This is a genomic window from Candidatus Kryptobacter tengchongensis, from assembly GCF_001458555.1.
Lineage (GTDB): Bacteria > Bacteroidota > Ignavibacteria > Kryptoniales > Kryptoniaceae > Kryptonium > Kryptonium tengchongense.
Map to the genome: position 1 here is coordinate 1 of NZ_CZVH01000035.1, position 16,886 is coordinate 16,886.

Annotated in this window: 21 protein-coding genes and 1 pseudogene; 20 read left to right on the forward strand and 2 right to left on the reverse strand. The window is 35.9% G+C overall.

Features of this window, described 5'->3' with window-relative positions:
- The 17 genes and pseudogenes from AT685_RS03320 to AT685_RS03400 form a co-directional block, all read left to right on the forward strand.
- Positions 1-822 (forward strand): metallophosphoesterase family protein (locus AT685_RS03320; protein WP_072151547.1); only part of this gene is annotated, 822 nt, incomplete at its 5' end.
- 27 nt (positions 823-849) lie between these two features.
- On the forward strand, positions 850-1,458 hold the full coding sequence (locus AT685_RS03325; RefSeq protein ID WP_081040563.1) for a c-type cytochrome: 609 nt from the start codon (positions 850-852) through the stop codon (positions 1,456-1,458).
- A gap of 200 nt (positions 1,459-1,658) precedes the next feature.
- Positions 1,659-2,231 (forward strand): flagellar basal body-associated FliL family protein, encoded by a 573-nt coding sequence (locus tag AT685_RS03330; RefSeq protein WP_072151548.1) that lies wholly within the window; start codon positions 1,659-1,661, stop codon positions 2,229-2,231.
- 16 nt (positions 2,232-2,247) lie between these two features.
- Positions 2,248-3,243 (forward strand): flagellar motor switch protein FliM, encoded by a 996-nt coding sequence (fliM, locus tag AT685_RS03335; RefSeq protein WP_072151549.1) that lies wholly within the window; start codon positions 2,248-2,250, stop codon positions 3,241-3,243.
- Positions 3,230-3,613: a flagellar motor switch protein FliN gene (gene fliN / locus AT685_RS03340; RefSeq protein ID WP_081040564.1), complete on the forward strand. Its 384-nt coding sequence runs from the start codon at positions 3,230-3,232 to the stop codon at positions 3,611-3,613. The genes fliM and fliN overlap by 14 nt, the downstream gene beginning before the upstream one ends.
- A 2-nt stretch (positions 3,614-3,615) precedes the next feature.
- Positions 3,616-3,945 carry a flagellar biosynthetic protein FliO gene (gene fliO / locus AT685_RS03345; protein WP_072151550.1) on the forward strand — a complete coding sequence of 110 codons (330 nt, stop codon included), beginning with the start codon at positions 3,616-3,618 and terminating at the stop codon, positions 3,943-3,945.
- A 15-nt stretch (positions 3,946-3,960) separates the two neighbouring features.
- A pseudogene (fliP, locus tag AT685_RS03350) lies at positions 3,961-4,723 on the forward strand (flagellar type III secretion system pore protein FliP).
- Between the two features lie 21 nt (positions 4,724-4,744).
- Positions 4,745-5,014 (forward strand): flagellar biosynthesis protein FliQ, encoded by a 270-nt coding sequence (gene fliQ, locus AT685_RS03355; RefSeq protein ID WP_072151551.1) that lies wholly within the window; start codon positions 4,745-4,747, stop codon positions 5,012-5,014.
- 4 nt (positions 5,015-5,018) lie between these two features.
- Positions 5,019-5,792 (forward strand): flagellar biosynthetic protein FliR, encoded by a 774-nt coding sequence (fliR, locus tag AT685_RS03360; protein ID WP_072149573.1) that lies wholly within the window; start codon positions 5,019-5,021, stop codon positions 5,790-5,792.
- A 4-nt stretch (positions 5,793-5,796) separates the two neighbouring features.
- Entirely contained in the window at positions 5,797-6,876 is a 1,080-nt protein-coding gene (gene flhB, locus AT685_RS03365; protein WP_072151552.1) for a flagellar biosynthesis protein FlhB, read from the forward strand.
- Positions 6,873-8,945 (forward strand): flagellar biosynthesis protein FlhA, encoded by a 2,073-nt coding sequence (flhA, locus tag AT685_RS03370; RefSeq protein WP_072151553.1) that lies wholly within the window; start codon positions 6,873-6,875, stop codon positions 8,943-8,945. Before flhB ends, flhA begins: the two co-directional genes overlap by 4 nt.
- A gap of 135 nt (positions 8,946-9,080) precedes the next feature.
- Positions 9,081-9,587 (forward strand): HIT family protein, encoded by a 507-nt coding sequence (locus AT685_RS03375; RefSeq protein ID WP_072151564.1) that lies wholly within the window; start codon positions 9,081-9,083, stop codon positions 9,585-9,587.
- Positions 9,588-9,617: 30 nt separating this feature from the next.
- Positions 9,618-10,169 (forward strand): hypothetical protein, encoded by a 552-nt coding sequence (locus AT685_RS03380; RefSeq protein ID WP_072151554.1) that lies wholly within the window; start codon positions 9,618-9,620, stop codon positions 10,167-10,169.
- Positions 10,150-10,590, forward strand: a complete 441-nt coding sequence (locus AT685_RS03385) for a hypothetical protein (RefSeq protein ID WP_072151555.1) — start codon at positions 10,150-10,152, stop codon at positions 10,588-10,590. The genes AT685_RS03380 and AT685_RS03385 overlap by 20 nt, the downstream gene beginning before the upstream one ends.
- 59 nt (positions 10,591-10,649) lie before the next feature.
- Positions 10,650-11,198, forward strand: coding sequence for an RNA polymerase sigma factor (locus AT685_RS03390; protein ID WP_072151556.1), 549 nt, complete (start codon positions 10,650-10,652; stop codon positions 11,196-11,198).
- A complete protein-coding gene (locus AT685_RS03395; RefSeq protein ID WP_072151557.1) occupies positions 11,185-11,733 on the forward strand; it encodes an anti-sigma factor family protein in 549 nt (182 codons plus the stop codon). The genes AT685_RS03390 and AT685_RS03395 overlap by 14 nt, the downstream gene beginning before the upstream one ends.
- 9 nt (positions 11,734-11,742) lie before the next feature.
- A complete protein-coding gene (locus AT685_RS03400; RefSeq protein WP_072151558.1) occupies positions 11,743-12,210 on the forward strand; it encodes a hypothetical protein in 468 nt (155 codons plus the stop codon).
- A gap of 4 nt (positions 12,211-12,214) precedes the next feature.
- On the opposite strand, the gene AT685_RS03405 is transcribed toward AT685_RS03400, so the two are convergent.
- Entirely contained in the window at positions 12,215-12,676 is a 462-nt protein-coding gene (locus tag AT685_RS03405) for a glycosyltransferase (protein ID WP_072151559.1), read from the reverse strand.
- A gap of 112 nt (positions 12,677-12,788) precedes the next feature.
- Positions 12,789-13,388 (reverse strand): N-acetyl-alpha-D-glucosaminyl L-malate synthase BshA, encoded by a 600-nt coding sequence (bshA, locus tag AT685_RS03410; protein WP_081040566.1) that lies wholly within the window; start codon positions 13,386-13,388, stop codon positions 12,789-12,791.
- A 161-nt stretch (positions 13,389-13,549) separates the two neighbouring features.
- On the opposite strand from bshA, the gene AT685_RS03415 reads away from it, so the two are divergent.
- From AT685_RS03415 to mtgA, 3 genes are all read left to right on the forward strand, one after another.
- Positions 13,550-15,733, forward strand: a complete 2,184-nt coding sequence (locus AT685_RS03415; protein WP_072151561.1) for a RelA/SpoT family protein — start codon at positions 13,550-13,552, stop codon at positions 15,731-15,733.
- A 19-nt stretch (positions 15,734-15,752) separates the two neighbouring features.
- On the forward strand, positions 15,753-16,181 hold the full coding sequence (gene ruvX / locus AT685_RS03420; RefSeq protein ID WP_072151562.1) for a Holliday junction resolvase RuvX: 429 nt from the start codon (positions 15,753-15,755) through the stop codon (positions 16,179-16,181).
- The coding region (mtgA, locus tag AT685_RS03425) for a monofunctional biosynthetic peptidoglycan transglycosylase (RefSeq protein ID WP_072151563.1) at positions 16,178-16,886 on the forward strand (709 nt) is incomplete at its 3' end. The genes ruvX and mtgA, both read left to right, overlap by 4 nt.

Sequence of the window (16,886 nt, forward strand, 5' to 3'; positions counted from 1 at the left end):
CAACCCGACTTCGTTTTATTCGGAGGGGATTTGGCTCAACTTGGACAGCCCGAAGAGTTAAAGCTTGGCAAAGAAATTTTAAGTGAGGTTAAAGCGAAAATTTATATGATGGTTGGAGAACATGATTGGTATCTTGATCTTGGAGAAAAATGGATTGAACTTTTTGGTCAACCATATTATTCGTTTGATCATAAAGGAGTTCACTTTATTGTGTTAAATTCTGTTCTTGTGGATGATTACTGGACAGAGGCAAAGATGACGCCGATGGAGAGGATGAAGTTTATGGCTCAACTTGATAATCCGAAAGGAAGACCGTTTACAGTTGGAAGAGGTTATGGGAAAAAACAATTTGAATGGCTGAAGCAAGATCTTGCTAAAGTTTCAAAAGATACACCGATAGTTGTGTTTTCCCATTCACCGCTTTATAAGTATTATAAACCATGGAACTTCTGGACAGATGATGCTGAAGAGGTTCAAGCGTTGTTGAGACCGTTTAAAAATGTTACCGTGATCCATGGGCACACACATCAACCTGTGTTTAACAGGATCGGGAATATTAACTTTTACGGTATGCTTTCAACCGCTTGGCCTTGGCCATATGCACCGACTGGGCTTCCGAAATTAACAATCAAAATGAATAGAGCTGATCCATTTGATCAGTTTGATGGAACAGGCGATGGGACAGTTGAAATCATTGGAAATGGGAAAGCAAATAAAATTTATAATCTCTGGAGTAGAGAGCCTATGAGAGTTACAGCAAGATATCTTGAATCAGGTGGAAAAGAGGAAGTTCCACCAGTTCCAGTTGATCCATCGTTTTAAAAATAAAATTTTAAGGAGGAATTCTTTATGAGGAGCAAAATTTTTATGTTTGCACTTATTCTTATTGTTGGTATATTTTTGAATGGCAAGAATGATTTAAGCGCAATTGAAGGTAAAGGTGATAAAAAAGCCGAGAAAAAAGTTATAACTGCATGCGATGGTGAAACACAGATTGTTTTAAACGATGTATCAAAAAATGAAGTCATGTCAAGGGAAAAAGCTCAAGAGGTCGCATCTATGCTTTTGACGACTTATCAACAGCAAAAGAAATATCAATCAACCAAGTTTACAAGAAGAGATTCTCTGATCTGGGAAAGAGAACTCAAAGCTATGATTGAGGAAGGATATAAATGGTTTCATGACCCATCGCTTGGAACAAATGGGATATCCTGTGATATGTGTCATCCCGACGCAACAGATACACACCCTGAGACATATCCGAAGTTTCAAATTCAGCTGAAAAAGATCGCTCTTCTTAGAGATATGATAAACTGGTGTATTGAAAATCCGATGGAAGGTAAGCCACTTAAAGAAGACGACCCACGGATGAAAGCAATAGAAGCTTATATAATCTGGGCTCGTGCGAATCAAGACCCAAGACCCCATGCAAAAACGCTCAACCCTGGGAGGAGATGATTCAATTTTTTCGCTTTGTTGATTAAAACCCCCAGCATTGGCTGGGGGTTTTTTATTTTTGCTCAATAATCCCCTTCAGATGCTCAATATTAGCCACCTCAAAATTAAAATTCCGATAAAACCTTCAAAATTTTCACAAAAATTGAATGGCATAGGCTTTGTCTTAATTTTTAGAGATTTAACAAAATATAGGATTTAAAATGGCAGATAAAGTTTTATCTCAGCAACAATCAGCGGTTGTATCTGAACAGGTGAATAAAACCAGTAAAAAAACAATTTTTTTGGTTTCCATTCCCATTGTCATTTTACAAATAATAATTGCTTACCTTCTTGTTCTTGATTTGAATTCAAAGGCAGGGGCGGGGAATTCTCAAGCTCATACACAGGGGCAAAAAGCAAAACAGCAAACAATGGAAAAGGCAACAGCCGATGAATATAAAATTACTGAAACAGAATTTGTTAGTACCCATCCTGAATTTCTATTTGTCGTAAAGGATTTAATTGTCAATCCAGCTGGAACTGGGGTTATGAGATATCTTTTAACGAGCGTTGGAATTGAGGTAACAAACGAAAAGGTGTTTGCTGAAATTCAAACCAAGGAAGTTATAGTGAATGATATTTTGATTAATGTTCTCTCAAGCAAAACACTTGAGGAGTTAACAGATGTGACAAAGCGAAAGGAATTGAGGCGAGAGATAGCTAATAAGATTAATGAGATCCTTACACAGGGAAGAGTACAAAATGTTTATTTCAGCAAATTTATAGTCCAGTAAAAAATCAGAGGAAAGAATGCCAGAGATTTTGTCGCAGCAGGAAATAGACAGTTTGCTTGCTGGTTTAAGCGCAGGTAAATCTCCAGTGGAGATAATATCAAAGCAAGAGGAGAAAGAAGTTGTCCCATATGAATTCCGTCGTCCAAGCAGAGTTTCAAAAAATCAAATTAGAACAATTCAAACTCTTCATCAAAATTTCGCTGAATCGCTCGGCTATTATCTAACGAGTCGCCTTCAGACACCTGTGACAATTCAAGTTGAAAATGTTGATCAACTTTTTTACTCTGAATATATACTTTCAATTGAGAAGCCAAGTGTTATTTTCACCCTTTCCGCTGGTGAGGGGAGAGGAGAAATTATTTTTGAAGTTGGGCTTGAACTCTCTTTTATGTTGATTGAAAAACTTCTTGGCGGGAGCATTGAAACTTTGGAAATTGGAAAGAGAAAAATTGCAAGGGCTTTAACACAAATTGAACAAAACTTAATAAGAAGCATAGTTGAGCGTTCAACTTCTGACCTTGAGAAAGCGTGGAGCATAATTGATACATTCAAGTTTAAAATTATAAAATATGAAAGCGACCCTGACATAGTGCAAATTGCTCCATCAAGTGAAATCGTCCTCGTGATTTCTTTTATCGTCACACTTGGGGATAGAAATTACAGAATGAGTATATGCTATCCTGTTTTTGTTATTGAGGAAACGCTTGCTAAGATGACACTCCAAAGGTTTATGAGTGTTAGGAAATATACATCCGAGGAATATACAAAATATATTGCTGAGAAAATAAAAACAACTAAAGTTCCAGTAATTGTTGAGCTTGGACAAAGTGAAATTACGCTTGCCGATCTTATAAACCTCAACATAGGTGATGTGATTCTTCTTAATACAAAGGTTGATTCAGAAGTTAAAATTTATATTGCGGGGAAATTAAAACTTTATGGAAAACCAGGGGTTTTCGGAGGCAAAAAAGCCGTCAAAATAACAAAAATTGCAACTAATGAGGAGGGATGAAATGGAAAAAGGGCAACCCTTAACTCATGATGAGGTAAAGAATGCAGAATTTCAAAGTTTTGAATCTTCAACATCGGAACAAAATCTACAGGGCGAAAAATTGATAAATAGCAAACTTGAACTTTTATTTGATGTTATGTTGCCCGTTTCAATTGAACTTGGCAGAACAACGATGTTGATAAAAGATATACTTGAGCTTGACCGTGGTTCAATAATTGAACTTGATAAACTTGCAAGTGAACCAGTTGATGTGATCGTCAACGGGAAAAAAATTGCTGAGGGTGAGGTTGTCGTGATTGATAAACATTTTGGGATCAGAATTACAAACCTTGTTGCCGTTGATGAAAGGTTAAAAAATGTTAAAAAGTGAAAATGCTTGGGATAATTGTTAAGACATTTCTTTCATTTTTTTTGATAATTACCTTGATGTTTCTTGCTTTTTATATTTTGAGAAAGTTTCATTTGCCAGTTTCAAATTTCTACAGCTCTGAAGTTGGAATGAGAATTTACGGGAGGTTGCAAATTCAACCAAGAAAATCAGTTTACATTGTCAGGGTTTTAAACAGGATTTTGATAATTGGTGTGAGTGAAAATTCAATTAATCTTTTAAGTGAGATAAATGACCCTGAATTTATTCGGGCACTTGACGAGCTTTATTCACCTGTGGAGCGAAAAGATGGAAAGTTTTTTATTCTAAAATAGGGGAGGTGTGTTTGAATGAGAAAATTCGTTTTATTATTAATTTTTGTTTTATCCTTTTCAATTGCAAATGCGCAGACAAATTCGGCTGAAAAAATTACTTTTCCAGTTCCGAAAATAACCGTTGAGGTTGGGAAAGCGCAGAAATCGGAAGATGTTGCGGTGACATTGCAGATTCTATTTTTAATGACCATTCTCTCGCTTGCACCCGCGATAATTATTTTGACAACCTCCTTCACAAGGATAATTGTCGTTTTCCATTTTTTGAAGCAGGCCCTCGGGGTTCAACAAATGCCACCAAGCCAAGTCCTTGTCGGGCTTGCTCTTTTCTTAACATTTTTTATTATGTCTCCAGTTTGGGATAGAATCAACAAGGACGCAATTCAACCTTACCTCAAAAATGAAATAAATCAGGAAGAAGCATACAACAGGGCAATAAAACCGATTCGTGAATTCATGTTTAAACAAGTTCGTGAGGATGACCTTGCTCTCTTTGTATCGCTTTCAAATCTCCCAAAACCTAATAACAAGGATGAAATACCAACCCATGTCCTGATCCCAGCTTTCGCTATAAGTGAGTTGAAAATTGCCTTTCAAATTGGATTTTTAATTTATATACCATTTTTGATGATTGATTTAATTGTTGCAAGCGTTTTGATGTCAATGGGGGATGATCATGCTTCCACCCGTGATGATTTCACTTCCATTTAAAATTTTGCTTTTCATTTTAATTGATGGTTGGCATCTTGTCGTCCAATCGTTGATCCAAAGTTTTCGTTAAAATAAAAAATTAAATGTTCGGATGACGGAGCAATTCATAATTCATCTTGCAAGAGAAACATTCTTCACAGCACTTTTAATCTCAGCTCCGATTCTTATAGCCTCAGCCATTGTTGGATTGATAATCTCAATCTTTCAATCAGCGACTTCAATAAATGAGATGACCTTGACTTTCGTCCCAAAACTTGTAGTTATAGCAATTGTTATAGTTATTTCTTTGCCGTGGATAATTGATGTCATCGTTACTTTCACACGGGAATTGTTCAGCCAGATACCAAACATAGCGAAGTGATTTGATGGAGTTTTATCTTTCAACATTTTATGTTTTTATTTTGATTTTTGTTCGTGTTTTGAGTTTTCTTTCAACAGCTCCACTTTTGGGGCATTCTGTTTTGCCCTTTCAACTGAGGTTCTGGTTGGGCATTTTTTTAAGTTATACTCTTTTGTTCCTCGTTGATTTAAGAAATTTGAATTTATCTTTTGATTTGCTTGGTTTTGTTATACTTGTTTCAAAAGAAATTTTCCTTGGTTTAACGCTTGGTTTTTCAAGCTCAGTTATGTTTTATTCAGTTCAATTTGCTGGGCATTTGATCGGTTTTGATATCGGGTTTTCAACTTCAACCGCTTTTGATCCCGAACACTCAGAGCCAATTCCGACATTGAGTCAATTCAAGCATTACCTATCTATTTCTATATTTTTGATGTTAAATGGTCATCATTTTTTAATTCAAGTTTTAAAGTCAAGTTTTGAACTTGTCCCGATCTCGTCTTTTTCTGTGGATTCTAACTTTATCAATTTTAGCCTTAAATTAATTACTTTTGTTTTCGTCTCCGCTGTTAAGATAAGTGCCCCAGTTCTTGTGGCATTATTTTTGACCGATTTATCAATTGGAATTTTATCTCGTGTTTTCCCGCAAATGAACATATTTATGTTTGCTTTTTCTTTAAAAGTAATGATCGGGTTTCTCGCTTTAATGGTGACGGTGCCATTTTTCGTTTTTGTATTTAAAAAGATCCTCTTGACATTTGAAGGCGATCTTGTTGAAATGTTAAAATTAATAGGTTCATAGGAAAATGGCGGATGAATTCCAAGAGCGAACTGAACAAGCAACGCCGAAACGAAGGGAGGATGTAAGAAAGAAAGGTAAAATTGCAAAAAGTTATGAGTTTAATTCCGCAATTGTTATCCTTGTATCCATCCTTGTTTTATACTTTGGTGGAAGCCATGGTTATCAGAAAATTTCAAACCTAACGAGATTTGTTTTTTCAAATCTACACCTGATTGAAATCTCAAAAGATAACGTTCAAAAATATGTGACCTTTTTCTTTTCTTTTTTCAGTTTAAATTTTTTACCGTTCTTAATTTTTTTAATGGCAATTGGGGTTGGAGCAAACATCATTCAAAGTGGGTATATCTTTACACTTGAACCCTTGAAGTTTGATTTTGACAGGCTGAACCCGATCAATGGAATAAAAAGAATTTTATTTTCAAGACGAAGTTTATTTGAACTTGGAAAGGGATTTTTAAAAATTGGGGTAATTGGATTGACATCATATTTTGTCTTGAAAGGGGTTATTGATGATGTAATAGTGTTGATGGATTCTGATGTTAACAAAATTTTCAACCTTATGTCAAGTTTAGCATTTTCATTGCTGTTGAAGACGGGGATGGTTTATTTTTTGCTTGCTATTTTTGACCTTGCATTTCAAAGATGGGAATATGAGCGTGAATTGAGGATGACAAGGCAGGAGATTAAGGAGGAGATGAAAGAACTTGAGGGTGATCCTCTTGTTAAGTTGAGGATAAGACGAAGGCAGAGGGAAATCGTAAAAATGAGGATGATGCAAAATGTTCCAAAGGCAGATGTTGTAATCACAAACCCAACACATATTGCCATTGCGTTAAAATATGAGCCTGAAAAGATGAACGCTCCAAAAGTTGTCGCTAAAGGGATGAATTTGATTGCGGAGAAAATAAAAGAAATCGCAAAACGGCATGGGATTCCAATAGTTGAAGATAAGCCACTTGCACAAGCGCTTTATAAATTGGTTGAGATTGATGAGGAAATTCCACCTCAGCTTTACAAAGCGGTTGCTAAAGTCCTCGCTTATGTTTTCAATTTAAAAAAGAAAAATTTTAAGAGTGTAGTATGAATCAAAATTCTGGATTTTTGCAAAATTTGGGAAGGAACACTGATATTTTGCTTGCGGTTGTAGTGATTTCAATTCTTGTTTTTATGATTTTACCATTGCCACCTTTCCTTTTGGATATCTTGATTGCTTTTAATATTACATTTTCAATTCTCGTCCTTTTAATTTCAATGTATATAACAAGTCCACTTGAGCTTTCCATTTTTCCTGGGCTTTTGCTTATACTTACGCTTTTCAGGTTAAGTTTGAATGTTGCCTCAACAAGATTAATACTCGGTGATGGTTACGCAGGTAAAATAATTTTTGCGTTTGGCTCTTTTGTCGTTAAGGGGAATTATATTGTCGGCTTCATCGTGTTTTTAATTTTAGTTGTAATACAATTTGTCGTAATCACAAAAGGTGCTGGAAGAATTGCTGAGGTTGCAGCAAGATTTACACTTGATGCCATGCCCGGGAAACAAATGAGCATTGATGCGGATTTAAACGCTGGACTTATAACCGAAGAAGAGGCACGAAGAAGAAGGGAGTTAATTCAGAGGGAAGCAGAATTTTACGGAGCGATGGATGGTGCAAGCAAATTTGTCCGTGGGGATGCGATAGCAGGATTAATTATAACTGTAATAAACATTATAGGTGGTTTGATAATTGGTGTTTTACAGCGCGGGATGAGCTTTGCCGATGCACTTCAAACTTACACTCTTCTTACAATTGGAGATGGTTTGGTTTCGCAAATACCAGCTTTGATTATCTCAATTTCGGCTGGGCTGGTTGTGACAAGAAATGCGTCTGGGAACCAATTTGATGTTGAAATAAAGGGACAGATTTTCCAACGCCCCAAAGCTTTGTTAATCTCATCTGGGGTGCTCGCATTTTTTGCGATTGTCCCAGGGCTTCCAATGTTGCCGTTTTTAATTCTATCTGTGATAAGTGGCGTTGCGGGTTATTTCGGGACAAAGGTTGAAAGATCTAAAATTGGAATTCAAGAGGTTAAGCCAAAACAAATCCAACAACAAGAAGAAAAGGTTGAAAAATTAATCCAAATAGACCCAATTGAAGTTGAAATTGGATATGCATTAATTCCACTTGCAGATGAAGAACAAGGTGGAACTTTATTTAAGCGGATAATTGGCATAAGAAAGCAATTAGCTCTTGAACTTGGTATCATCGTCCCACCGATAAGAGTAAGAGATAACATTTATCTTGAGCCGAATGAGTATGTGATAAAAATTCGTGGAAATAAAGTGGTATCTGGTGAAGTTAAACCAGGTTATTTACTTGCTATGAATCCTGGCACAGTTCAGGAGGAGATCCAGGGTGCTGTGAAAGTTAAAGAACCAGTTTATGGATTTGAAGCGTATTGGATTCCGGAACATAAAAAAGAGGAGGCGGAGATAATGGGTTATACGGTTGTTGAACCCACATCTGTGATTATAACACATCTTATGGAAGTTTTGAGAAAAAATGCTGGAAAGATTTTAAGCAGACAAGACACGAAAACATTGATTGATAATTTGCGTGAGGATTATCCAGCGCTTGTTGAAGAGATAACACCCGATGTTCTTCCTGTTGGAACGATCCAGAAAGTTTTGCAAAATCTTTTAAACGAGGGGATACCAATTCGGGATATGGTCACAATTCTTGAGGCATTGCTTGATTATTCAAGGGTTACAAAAAATGTTGATGTTTTAACTGAATATGTGCGCCACTCGTTATCTGAGACAATCGCTCGCCTTTATCAAGATGAAAACGGGATTATCCATGCAATTCAGCTTGATCCAAAGATAGAAGAAATAATAACTCAATCACTTCAACAAACTTCATCTCAATCAAGCTCAACGCTTGGATTATCTCCGGATGTGATAAAAGCAATTAATTTAAGTCTTGAGGAAAATGTTAAAAAGATGAAAGAGTTGGGGCATAAACCAGTGGTGATTTGTTCGGCAACGGTTCGTTTGTATTTCTATCGTTTAATCCATTCAGTATTTCCAGATGTGAGCGTGATCTCCTATACCGAGCTTCCAAGTGATATTGATATTGAAATAATCGGCAGAGTGAAAATTAATAACGCTTGATGGGGGTTGATCTTTTGTGTGGGTTAAGAATTCAATTTGTCGGACGTTAATTTTCGTTTGAAGTTGAAATTTCATTTTTTCGTTTTTTTGATTTATCTTATGCGTGTTGGAAAATTAAATAAAGCTAATTTCAAGATGGACAGACTTTGGGCTCCTTGGAGAGCAAAGTATATTGAAAGCTTTGCAAATGAAAATTCTGAGGAGAAGAAGGAATGTTTATTTTGCGAAAAAGCAAAATCAAGTGAAGACGAAAAAAATTTTGTGCTTTATCGGGGAGAAAAGTGTTATATAATAATGAATCTCTTTCCCTACAATTCTGGTCATATAATGGTGGTGCCATATAAACATACATCAAGTTTCTCTGATTTAACTGATGAAGAAATGCTGGATGTGATGAGAGTTATAAAAAGAGGGATATTGGCTCTTGAAATAGCTCTTAAACCGCATGGATTTAATGTGGGGGCGAATCTGGGTAGGGTGAGCGGAGCTGGTATTGCAGAACATATCCATTTTCATATCGTTCCAAGATGGAATGGGGACACAAATTTTATGCCTGTCATTTCTGAAACCAAGGTCATATCCGAACTTCTCTCTGACACATATAAAAAGCTTAAAGACGCCCTGTCTAAAATATCCGATTAAACCGAGGTTTTATTTTTTACATCAAAATAGGTGAAGAAACAAGTAAAACAAAATTGGAGAAAAAACATGCTTAAAAAGAAGTTTTCGTTTTTGCCGCTTATCCTTGCGGTGCTTCTTTTAATTGGCGGTTGCACAAAGGAATCTGAAATTGTCTCATCTCTTTCAAATGCTGATAAGGAAGTCATTAAACAGATAATTGAAAATGATGATTTTATCGCAACAGCTGACGCTTCTTTAAATGATGGAACATATCTTCCAATGGATTTTGATTTCGGTTCATTTTCAAAGGAAATTTATCCTTTGAGATGGGGACGTGTTGTAAAAAAGGTAACCAAAGAATATAACTATGAACAGGTGAATGATACGCTTGTCGTTGTGACTATCACAAGAACGGTTGAATCAGATTTGAAAATTGCAGCAACTTATACTCAAGGGAATAAAACCCCCGACACAATTATAACGAAGCCCTTAAATGAAGTTTTCAGGAGAAAAGTTCAGGTTGTAAAGAAAGAAAGTGCGGACACATCAAGAGCAAGGAAGTGGAGAGTTTGGGCTGTTTCGCTTGTTCAGGGGGGGAACTGAGAATTCAAATATAACGATTAAGAAAATTTCCTTAACATTGCCAAATGGTGATGTTATTGAAGTGACAGATCCATTGAATCAGTTTTATCGTCCTGGATTTCTTGGGCATCGTGGTGAGATTCCATCATTTAACCCTGCTCAAAATGTCAAAGTAAGCGTGACAGTTCAAAGCTCTGCTCCGGATACAGACCTTGTTTCAATGACATTTGGAGTTGACAAATTTGGATTTCATAGGGCAAGGAAACTATTTAAGATGGTTTCGCAAAATGGAAATGAAGAAGTTTATGAGGCTGATGTAAAGGTTCATATGCACAGAGGTTCGTTTAATGCGATGATTCACGCTATTTCAAGGGAATCGCTCTTTGATGATTCTGCTCCAGTTTCGGTTTCTGTTTGGGGTGTTCCATATGTTGTATTTTAACTGAGACATAAGGGCGGGGAATCCCGCCCGTTTTTTATATAAAAATGTGAAGTGCGTTGATGGTGGACAAAACAGATATAGAACTTGTAAATGAATTTAAAAATGGAAATACATCCGCATTTGATGAGATCGTTAGAAGATATCAAAAGAAAGTTTATTCTCTTGCGAGGAAAATTCTCACGAACCACGATGATGCTGATGATGTTGCACAGGAAGTTTTCATTAAACTTTTTCATTCGCTCTATGAATTTAAAGGTGAATCAAGCTTATTTACTTGGATTTACCGAATTACGATAAATGAGTGCAATAGCCTCTTGAGAAAGAAAAAGATTAGAGAAATTATTCCGATTGATGAAGTCGTTAATTTCTTGAGACAAAATGAAACGCCTGAACAAGAACTGATTAATAAAGAAGAAAAGAAACTGATTGAAAAAGCTATTGAAAAGCTTCCACCAAAACAAAGAGCCGTGTTTGTGATGCGTTTTTTTGAAAATCTTGAGTATGAAGAAATTTCCAATATATTGAAAAAACCTGTTGGAACTCTAAAAGCAAATTATTTTCATGCTGTAAAAAAAATACAAAAGTTCATAAAAAATGAAATGCAATGAAGTCAAAAATAACCTTGTTGATTATGCAACTGGGAAGTTAGAATCTGAAGAGATAGCAAAACATCTTGAGGTATGTGAAAGTTGTAGGATTGAGCTTGAGCAAATAAAGGAAGTCGTTTCAATTTTAAGCGAATATGAGGTTGAAGAGCCGACGGAATTTTACTGGTCAAATTTTCTCAGTCGGGTGAAACGCAAAATTGTTGAGCGTGAAAAAAATGTTAAACTTCTTGCCTTGAAACCTGTTTTCGTTGCTCCATCTATTGCGGTTATAATAATTGGTTTTTTGTTAGGGATTGGGTTATCAGATTTGTTTGTGAGTCGTGATGAAATTTACTTTTCGCAGGTTCCAAATTTTGAGATGACGGGAGTTTTAATAAAACCGTCTGATTTTGATGATCTAAATAGTGAAACAATTGAACAGGCAATTTTTTACCTCTATGATAAGTATCAGATTCCCAATCTTGATGAAGTAAATTATGACTATCGCAACATTGATATTGATGAAGTTTTAAAAAGGATTTCAAACAAATTTTGAATTTTCAAAATGAGAAAGACGATTTTAGTTTTCGGGATGATTGCTTTTTTAGTTACGTCTTCGTTTTCGCAGGGTTTTATGGGTCAAAGATGGAGGGAACGAATACTTGAATTTAAGAAGGTTCGCCTTCTTGAAATTTTAAAACTTGATGAGCAAACATCTGTTAAGTTTTTAAATAAGTATACAAAATTTTCTAATGATATTGATGCGATTGAAGTTGAGAGGGAGAGAGTTGTAAATGAAATTGAGGCAAAATTGAGAAAAGGGGATAAGGATGGGTATGATAGGGCAATTCAAGAGTTAATTGATCTTGGGAAAAAGGAATATGAACTGCGTTTGAATTTTTACAAGGAGCTAAAAGAAATTTTGACGGATCAACAGATAGCTCAAGTTATAGTTTTTGAGAGAAATTTTAGACGTGAATTTATGGAGGCAGTGCGTGAGATGCAGAGGGAGAGAATGAGGAGAAGATTTTAAAAATTTACTGATTTAAAATTTTTTCATAGAAGATTTCATATTTTGGAATTATCAAATTTTTGTCAAAAAGTTTTTCTGCTCTTTCCCGTGCTTTTTCTGAAAATTCCCTGTATTTGTTCTCATCCTCAAGGAGTTCAATAACATACGAAGCCATTCTTTCAACATTTCCGACTTCTGTTAGATAGCCTGTTTCACCGTGAAGAACAACCTCGGGGATTCCGCCAACATTAGTTGCTATAACGGGAATGCCACAGCTCATAGCTTCAAGTGCAGAAAGCCCAAAGCTTTCCATTTGGCTTGGGAGAAGAAATATATCTGCAGAGCACAAAATCTCGTGTAACGCTTCTTGTTTTCCCAAAAATACAACATCATCATAAAGTTTAAGTTGTCTGCAGAGGTTTTCCGCATCGCTTCTTTCGGGTCCATCTCCGACGAAAACAAGTTTGCTTGGTATCTTTTTTCGCACAAGATCAAAAACCTTTACAGCATCTTGAACTCTCTTAACTTTTCTGAAATTGTCTCATCTCTTTCAAATGCTGATAAGGAAGTCATTAAACAGATACTTGATCATGATGATTTTATCGCAATAGCTGACGCTTCTTTAAATGATGGAACATATCTTCCAAAGGATTTTTACTCGGTTTAAATGTTTCGGTATCAACAAAGTTTGGTATAACTTCAATTTCACGGTTTATATTATATGTTGAAATTGTTGTCTCACGGAGATATTTTGAAACCGCTGTAACGCCATCGCTTGCTTCAATTCCAAACCTAACAACTGGTGTAAAGCTTGGTTCAAGTCCCACCAGTGTTATATCTGTTCCATGGAGCGTTGTGATTACTTTAATTTTATTGTTGAGAATCATTTTTGCGAGGATAGCGCTTGTTGCGTGTGGAATTGCGTAATGAACATGGATTATATCAAGTTTATTAAATCGCGCAACATCTATGATTTTGCTTGCGAGGGCATCAGTATAAATTGGGAATTCAAACAATGGATACTGGTAGAGTTCAACTTCGTGGAAATATATGTTGGCAAGGAATTTATTTAGTTTTATAGGTATTGCGTAGCAAATGAAGTGAATTTCATGCCCTTTGCTGGCAAGGTTTTTCCCAAGCTCTGTTGCTACGACCCCGCTTCCACCATAAGTTGGATAACATATGATTCCAATTTTCATGGTTTTCCTCATAAATTTTTTGTTATAAAAATTTAAAAACAGCATTTCACAGTTGCAATTTTGGGAATTAATGTATATTTTAAAGTTGAGTAGAGATGAATGAACTTTTTGAACAAATTTTTGTTAGTTATTTTTGAGTTAAATGAAATATGATCACAAAGATGTTGGTTATTCAAGATAAATATCAGGCTAATTTGAAGAAGCTTCTTGATGTATGCAGGAAGAACCTTAAAAATTTCAATGAAGATCTTATAACTCGGGCTTTCTGGTTTAGTTACAATGCGCATAAGGACAATTATCGTGCATCTGGGGAACCTTATTTTAATCATCCCTATGAGGTTGCAATGATTGTTGCTAATGAGATCCCGCTTGATGATATATCCGTTGCGAGCGCACTTCTTCATGACATAGTTGAGGATACAAGCTTTACGATTGAAGATATACAAGCGGAATTTGGAGAGAAGATAGCAAGAATTGTTGATGGGCTTACGAAAATAACAGGAATTTTTGAGGCGGATACTCGGAATGTCGTTGAAGCTGAAAATTATCGTAAACTTTTAATAGCTCTTTCAACGGATATTAGAGTAATTCTTGTCAAGTTTGCTGACCGCCTTCATAATATGAGGACGCTTGAATATCTTCCTGAACATAAAAGAAGAAGGATTGCAAAGGAAACGCTTGAAATTTACGCTCCACTTGCACATAGATTTGGGCTTGCTCAAATAAAGTGGGAACTTGAAGATCTTGCGTTTAAATATCTAAATCCAGAGGCTTATGAGGACATAGCAAGACGGGTTGCTCAAACAAGGAAACAAAGAGAAGAATATATCAAAGAGTTCGCAAAACCAATTGAAAAAGCCCTCGCTGAACGCGGATTTAAATTTGAGATAAACGGTCGCCCTAAGCATCTGTATAGCATTTATAATAAAATGATTAAAAGAGGGAAAACGTTTGAAGAACTTTACGATCTATTTGCAGTGCGAATTATACTTGATACGGATAACACAACAGATTGTTGGACAGCTTATGGAATTGTTACGGATATATATAGACCCGTTCCAGAAAGATTTAAGGATTACATAACAAATCCAAAGTCAAATGGTTATCGTTCAATTCACACAACTGTTATTGGTCCTGAGGGAAAAATGGTTGAGGTTCAAATAAGAACACGCGCTATGCATGAGATCGCTGAGAAGGGACTTGCTGCGCACTGGAAATATAAAGAAAATATCACGGAAACAGATAAACAGTTTGAGCAATGGGTAAAATGGGTTCGCGATATACTTGAAAATCAAACTGATATAAATGAGTTTGTTGAAGATCTTAAACTTAATCTTTATCAGGATGAAATTTATGTTTTCACGCCGAAAGGAGATTTGAAAATTTTGCCAAGGGGTGCAACACCTGTTGATTTTGCTTTTGAAATCCATACTGAAATCGGGCTTCGCTGTATCGGGGCTAAAGTCAATGGTAGAGTCGTCCCACTTAATTATCAGCTTAAAACGGGTGACCAAGTTGAGATAATAACGGGTAAGCATCGCTTACCGAGCAGAGATTGGTTAAACTTCGTTGTAACATCAAAAGCGAAATCGCAGATAAGAAAATGGATAAACGAAGAGAAAAGACGGCTTGTTGATATCGGTAAAGAGATATGGGAAAAGAAGGTTAGAAAAAGCAAAATACACATAAACGATGATGAACTTTTAAAAATAGTCAGGGAGCTTTACAAGGTTGATAATCTTCAAAAGTTTTATCTTGGAATCGCAGAAGGCGAATTTGATTTGGTTGATGTTGTAAGAAAAATTAAAGAAAGGCAAGAAGCAAAGGAAACCACAAAGTACGATAAAGAGGTAATTGATAATGTTATAGGCGAAATTTTAAAGCCACAGAAGGCAATAGTTATAGATGGAACGGGTTTCAATTTGCTTTATACATTTGCGAAGTGCTGTCATCCTGTTCCAGGGGATGATATCATTGGCTTTGTAACAAGAGGTGAGGGGATAAAAATACATCGTCGTGACTGCATCAATGTTGAAAGGTTAAAAGAACAGGACGAGGATAGATTTGTTGAAGTGGTGTGGTCTACCATACTTGATGGGATGGCTTTTCCAGTTGGTATAGCAATTGAAGGCGAGGATAAACCAGGAGTGCTTAAAGAGATCACAACTGTAATTTCAGGATATCAGAATACAAATATAAAAGCTGTTAACATTGAAACTCAAAATTCAATTTTCCGTGGAATTATAATAGTTGAGGTGAAAAACCTTGAGCATTTGAATGTCCTGATTGATAAATTAAGAAGAATTGAGAGTGTTTACAGTGTCTCAAGATACCAGGAAAAGTGAACCTTCTACGGGTAGGATAATGGGGATTGACTTCGGAAGTAAAAGAATTGGGATCTCCATCAGCGACCCAACTTTGACAATTGCCCAAGGCTTGCTTGTTCTTGAAAACAATCCCGAATTTTTTGATAAGGTAAAAGATATTTGTTTTAAATATGATGTCAAATTAATTGTTGTCGGTTTGCCGATAAGTTTGAGTGGGAGATATTCAAGTAAGACAAATGAGGTTTTAAAATTCGTTGATAAACTTAAGTCAAAATTGAAAATTGATATCGTCAAATGGGACGAAAGATTTACCACGAAGATCGCTCAAAGGGCAAAGATTGAAATGAATCTGAAAAAGAAGAAGAGAAAAGAGAAAATCTTTGATGATATTATCTCTGCCACCTTAATTTTGCAAAGTTATCTTGATTTTTTGAAAAACAAAGAGAAATTTGATGGGGTAGAATGAAATTTAAGTTGCTTGCTTTTTTTGTAGTTTTATTATTTCTGGGCTATTTGATTTATGAATTTATCAGGATTGACAGAGAGATTGAAAATCTTAAGTATGAAAATCCGAAGATGACAGCGCTTATGAAACAACGAATGGAGGAGGCGAGGAGAGAAGGGAAATCATATCGTATAAATCAGATTTGGATACCGATTTCAAAAGTTTCTCCATATTTAATAGAAGCAGTGATTGTATCTGAAGATGCGAGTTTTTTTGACCATCAGGGGGTTGATTGGTATGAGGTTAGGGAATCAATCAAAAAAAATCTTCAGCGTGGGAGAATTGCGAGAGGTGCGAGCACCATAACGATGCAAGTTGCGAAAAATTTATTCCTTTCAACTTCAAGAGATCCATTAAGAAAGCTTGCGGAAGTTATAATCGCTTTTAGAATAGAACAAAAGCTTTCAAAGAGAAGGATTCTTGAGATTTATTTGAATATAATTGAGCTTGGTGATGAAATTTTTGGGGTTGAATCGGCTTCAAGAAAGTATTTTGGTAAATCTGCATCTGAGTTGACGATGGAGGAAGCAGCTCGGCTTGCTTCAATAATTCCAAGTCCATTGCGGTATACTCCAAATTCAAATAAAAGATTTGTTTCATGGAGAAGCAAGATAATTTTGAATAGAATGATCGCAAGGGCAAAAATAAAAGAGGGGGTATCAGATG

Coding starts and splice junctions, on each gene's coding strand:
- AT685_RS03375 (WP_072151564.1), top strand. CDS start 9,081: ATGGACAGACTTTGGGCTCCTTGGAGAGCAAAGTATATTGAAAGCTTT.
- flhB (WP_072151552.1), top strand. CDS start 5,797: ATGGCGGATGAATTCCAAGAGCGAACTGAACAAGCAACGCCGAAACGA.
- AT685_RS03330 (WP_072151548.1), top strand. CDS start 1,659: ATGGCAGATAAAGTTTTATCTCAGCAACAATCAGCGGTTGTATCTGAA.
- AT685_RS03395 (WP_072151557.1), top strand. CDS start 11,185: ATGAAATGCAATGAAGTCAAAAATAACCTTGTTGATTATGCAACTGGG.
- fliN (WP_081040564.1), top strand. CDS start 3,230: ATGAGGAGGGATGAAATGGAAAAAGGGCAACCCTTAACTCATGATGAG.
- AT685_RS03390 (WP_072151556.1), top strand. CDS start 10,650: ATGGTGGACAAAACAGATATAGAACTTGTAAATGAATTTAAAAATGGA.
- fliQ (WP_072151551.1), top strand. CDS start 4,745: ATGACGGAGCAATTCATAATTCATCTTGCAAGAGAAACATTCTTCACA.
- AT685_RS03415 (WP_072151561.1), top strand. CDS start 13,550: ATGTTGGTTATTCAAGATAAATATCAGGCTAATTTGAAGAAGCTTCTT.
- bshA (WP_081040566.1), bottom strand. CDS start 13,388: ATGAAAATTGGAATCATATGTTATCCAACTTATGGTGGAAGCGGGGTC.
- fliM (WP_072151549.1), top strand. CDS start 2,248: ATGCCAGAGATTTTGTCGCAGCAGGAAATAGACAGTTTGCTTGCTGGT.
- fliR (WP_072149573.1), top strand. CDS start 5,019: ATGGAGTTTTATCTTTCAACATTTTATGTTTTTATTTTGATTTTTGTT.
- ruvX (WP_072151562.1), top strand. CDS start 15,753: ATGGGGATTGACTTCGGAAGTAAAAGAATTGGGATCTCCATCAGCGAC.
- AT685_RS03400 (WP_072151558.1), top strand. CDS start 11,743: ATGAGAAAGACGATTTTAGTTTTCGGGATGATTGCTTTTTTAGTTACG.
- AT685_RS03325 (WP_081040563.1), top strand. CDS start 850: ATGAGGAGCAAAATTTTTATGTTTGCACTTATTCTTATTGTTGGTATA.
- fliO (WP_072151550.1), top strand. CDS start 3,616: ATGCTTGGGATAATTGTTAAGACATTTCTTTCATTTTTTTTGATAATT.
- flhA (WP_072151553.1), top strand. CDS start 6,873: ATGAATCAAAATTCTGGATTTTTGCAAAATTTGGGAAGGAACACTGAT.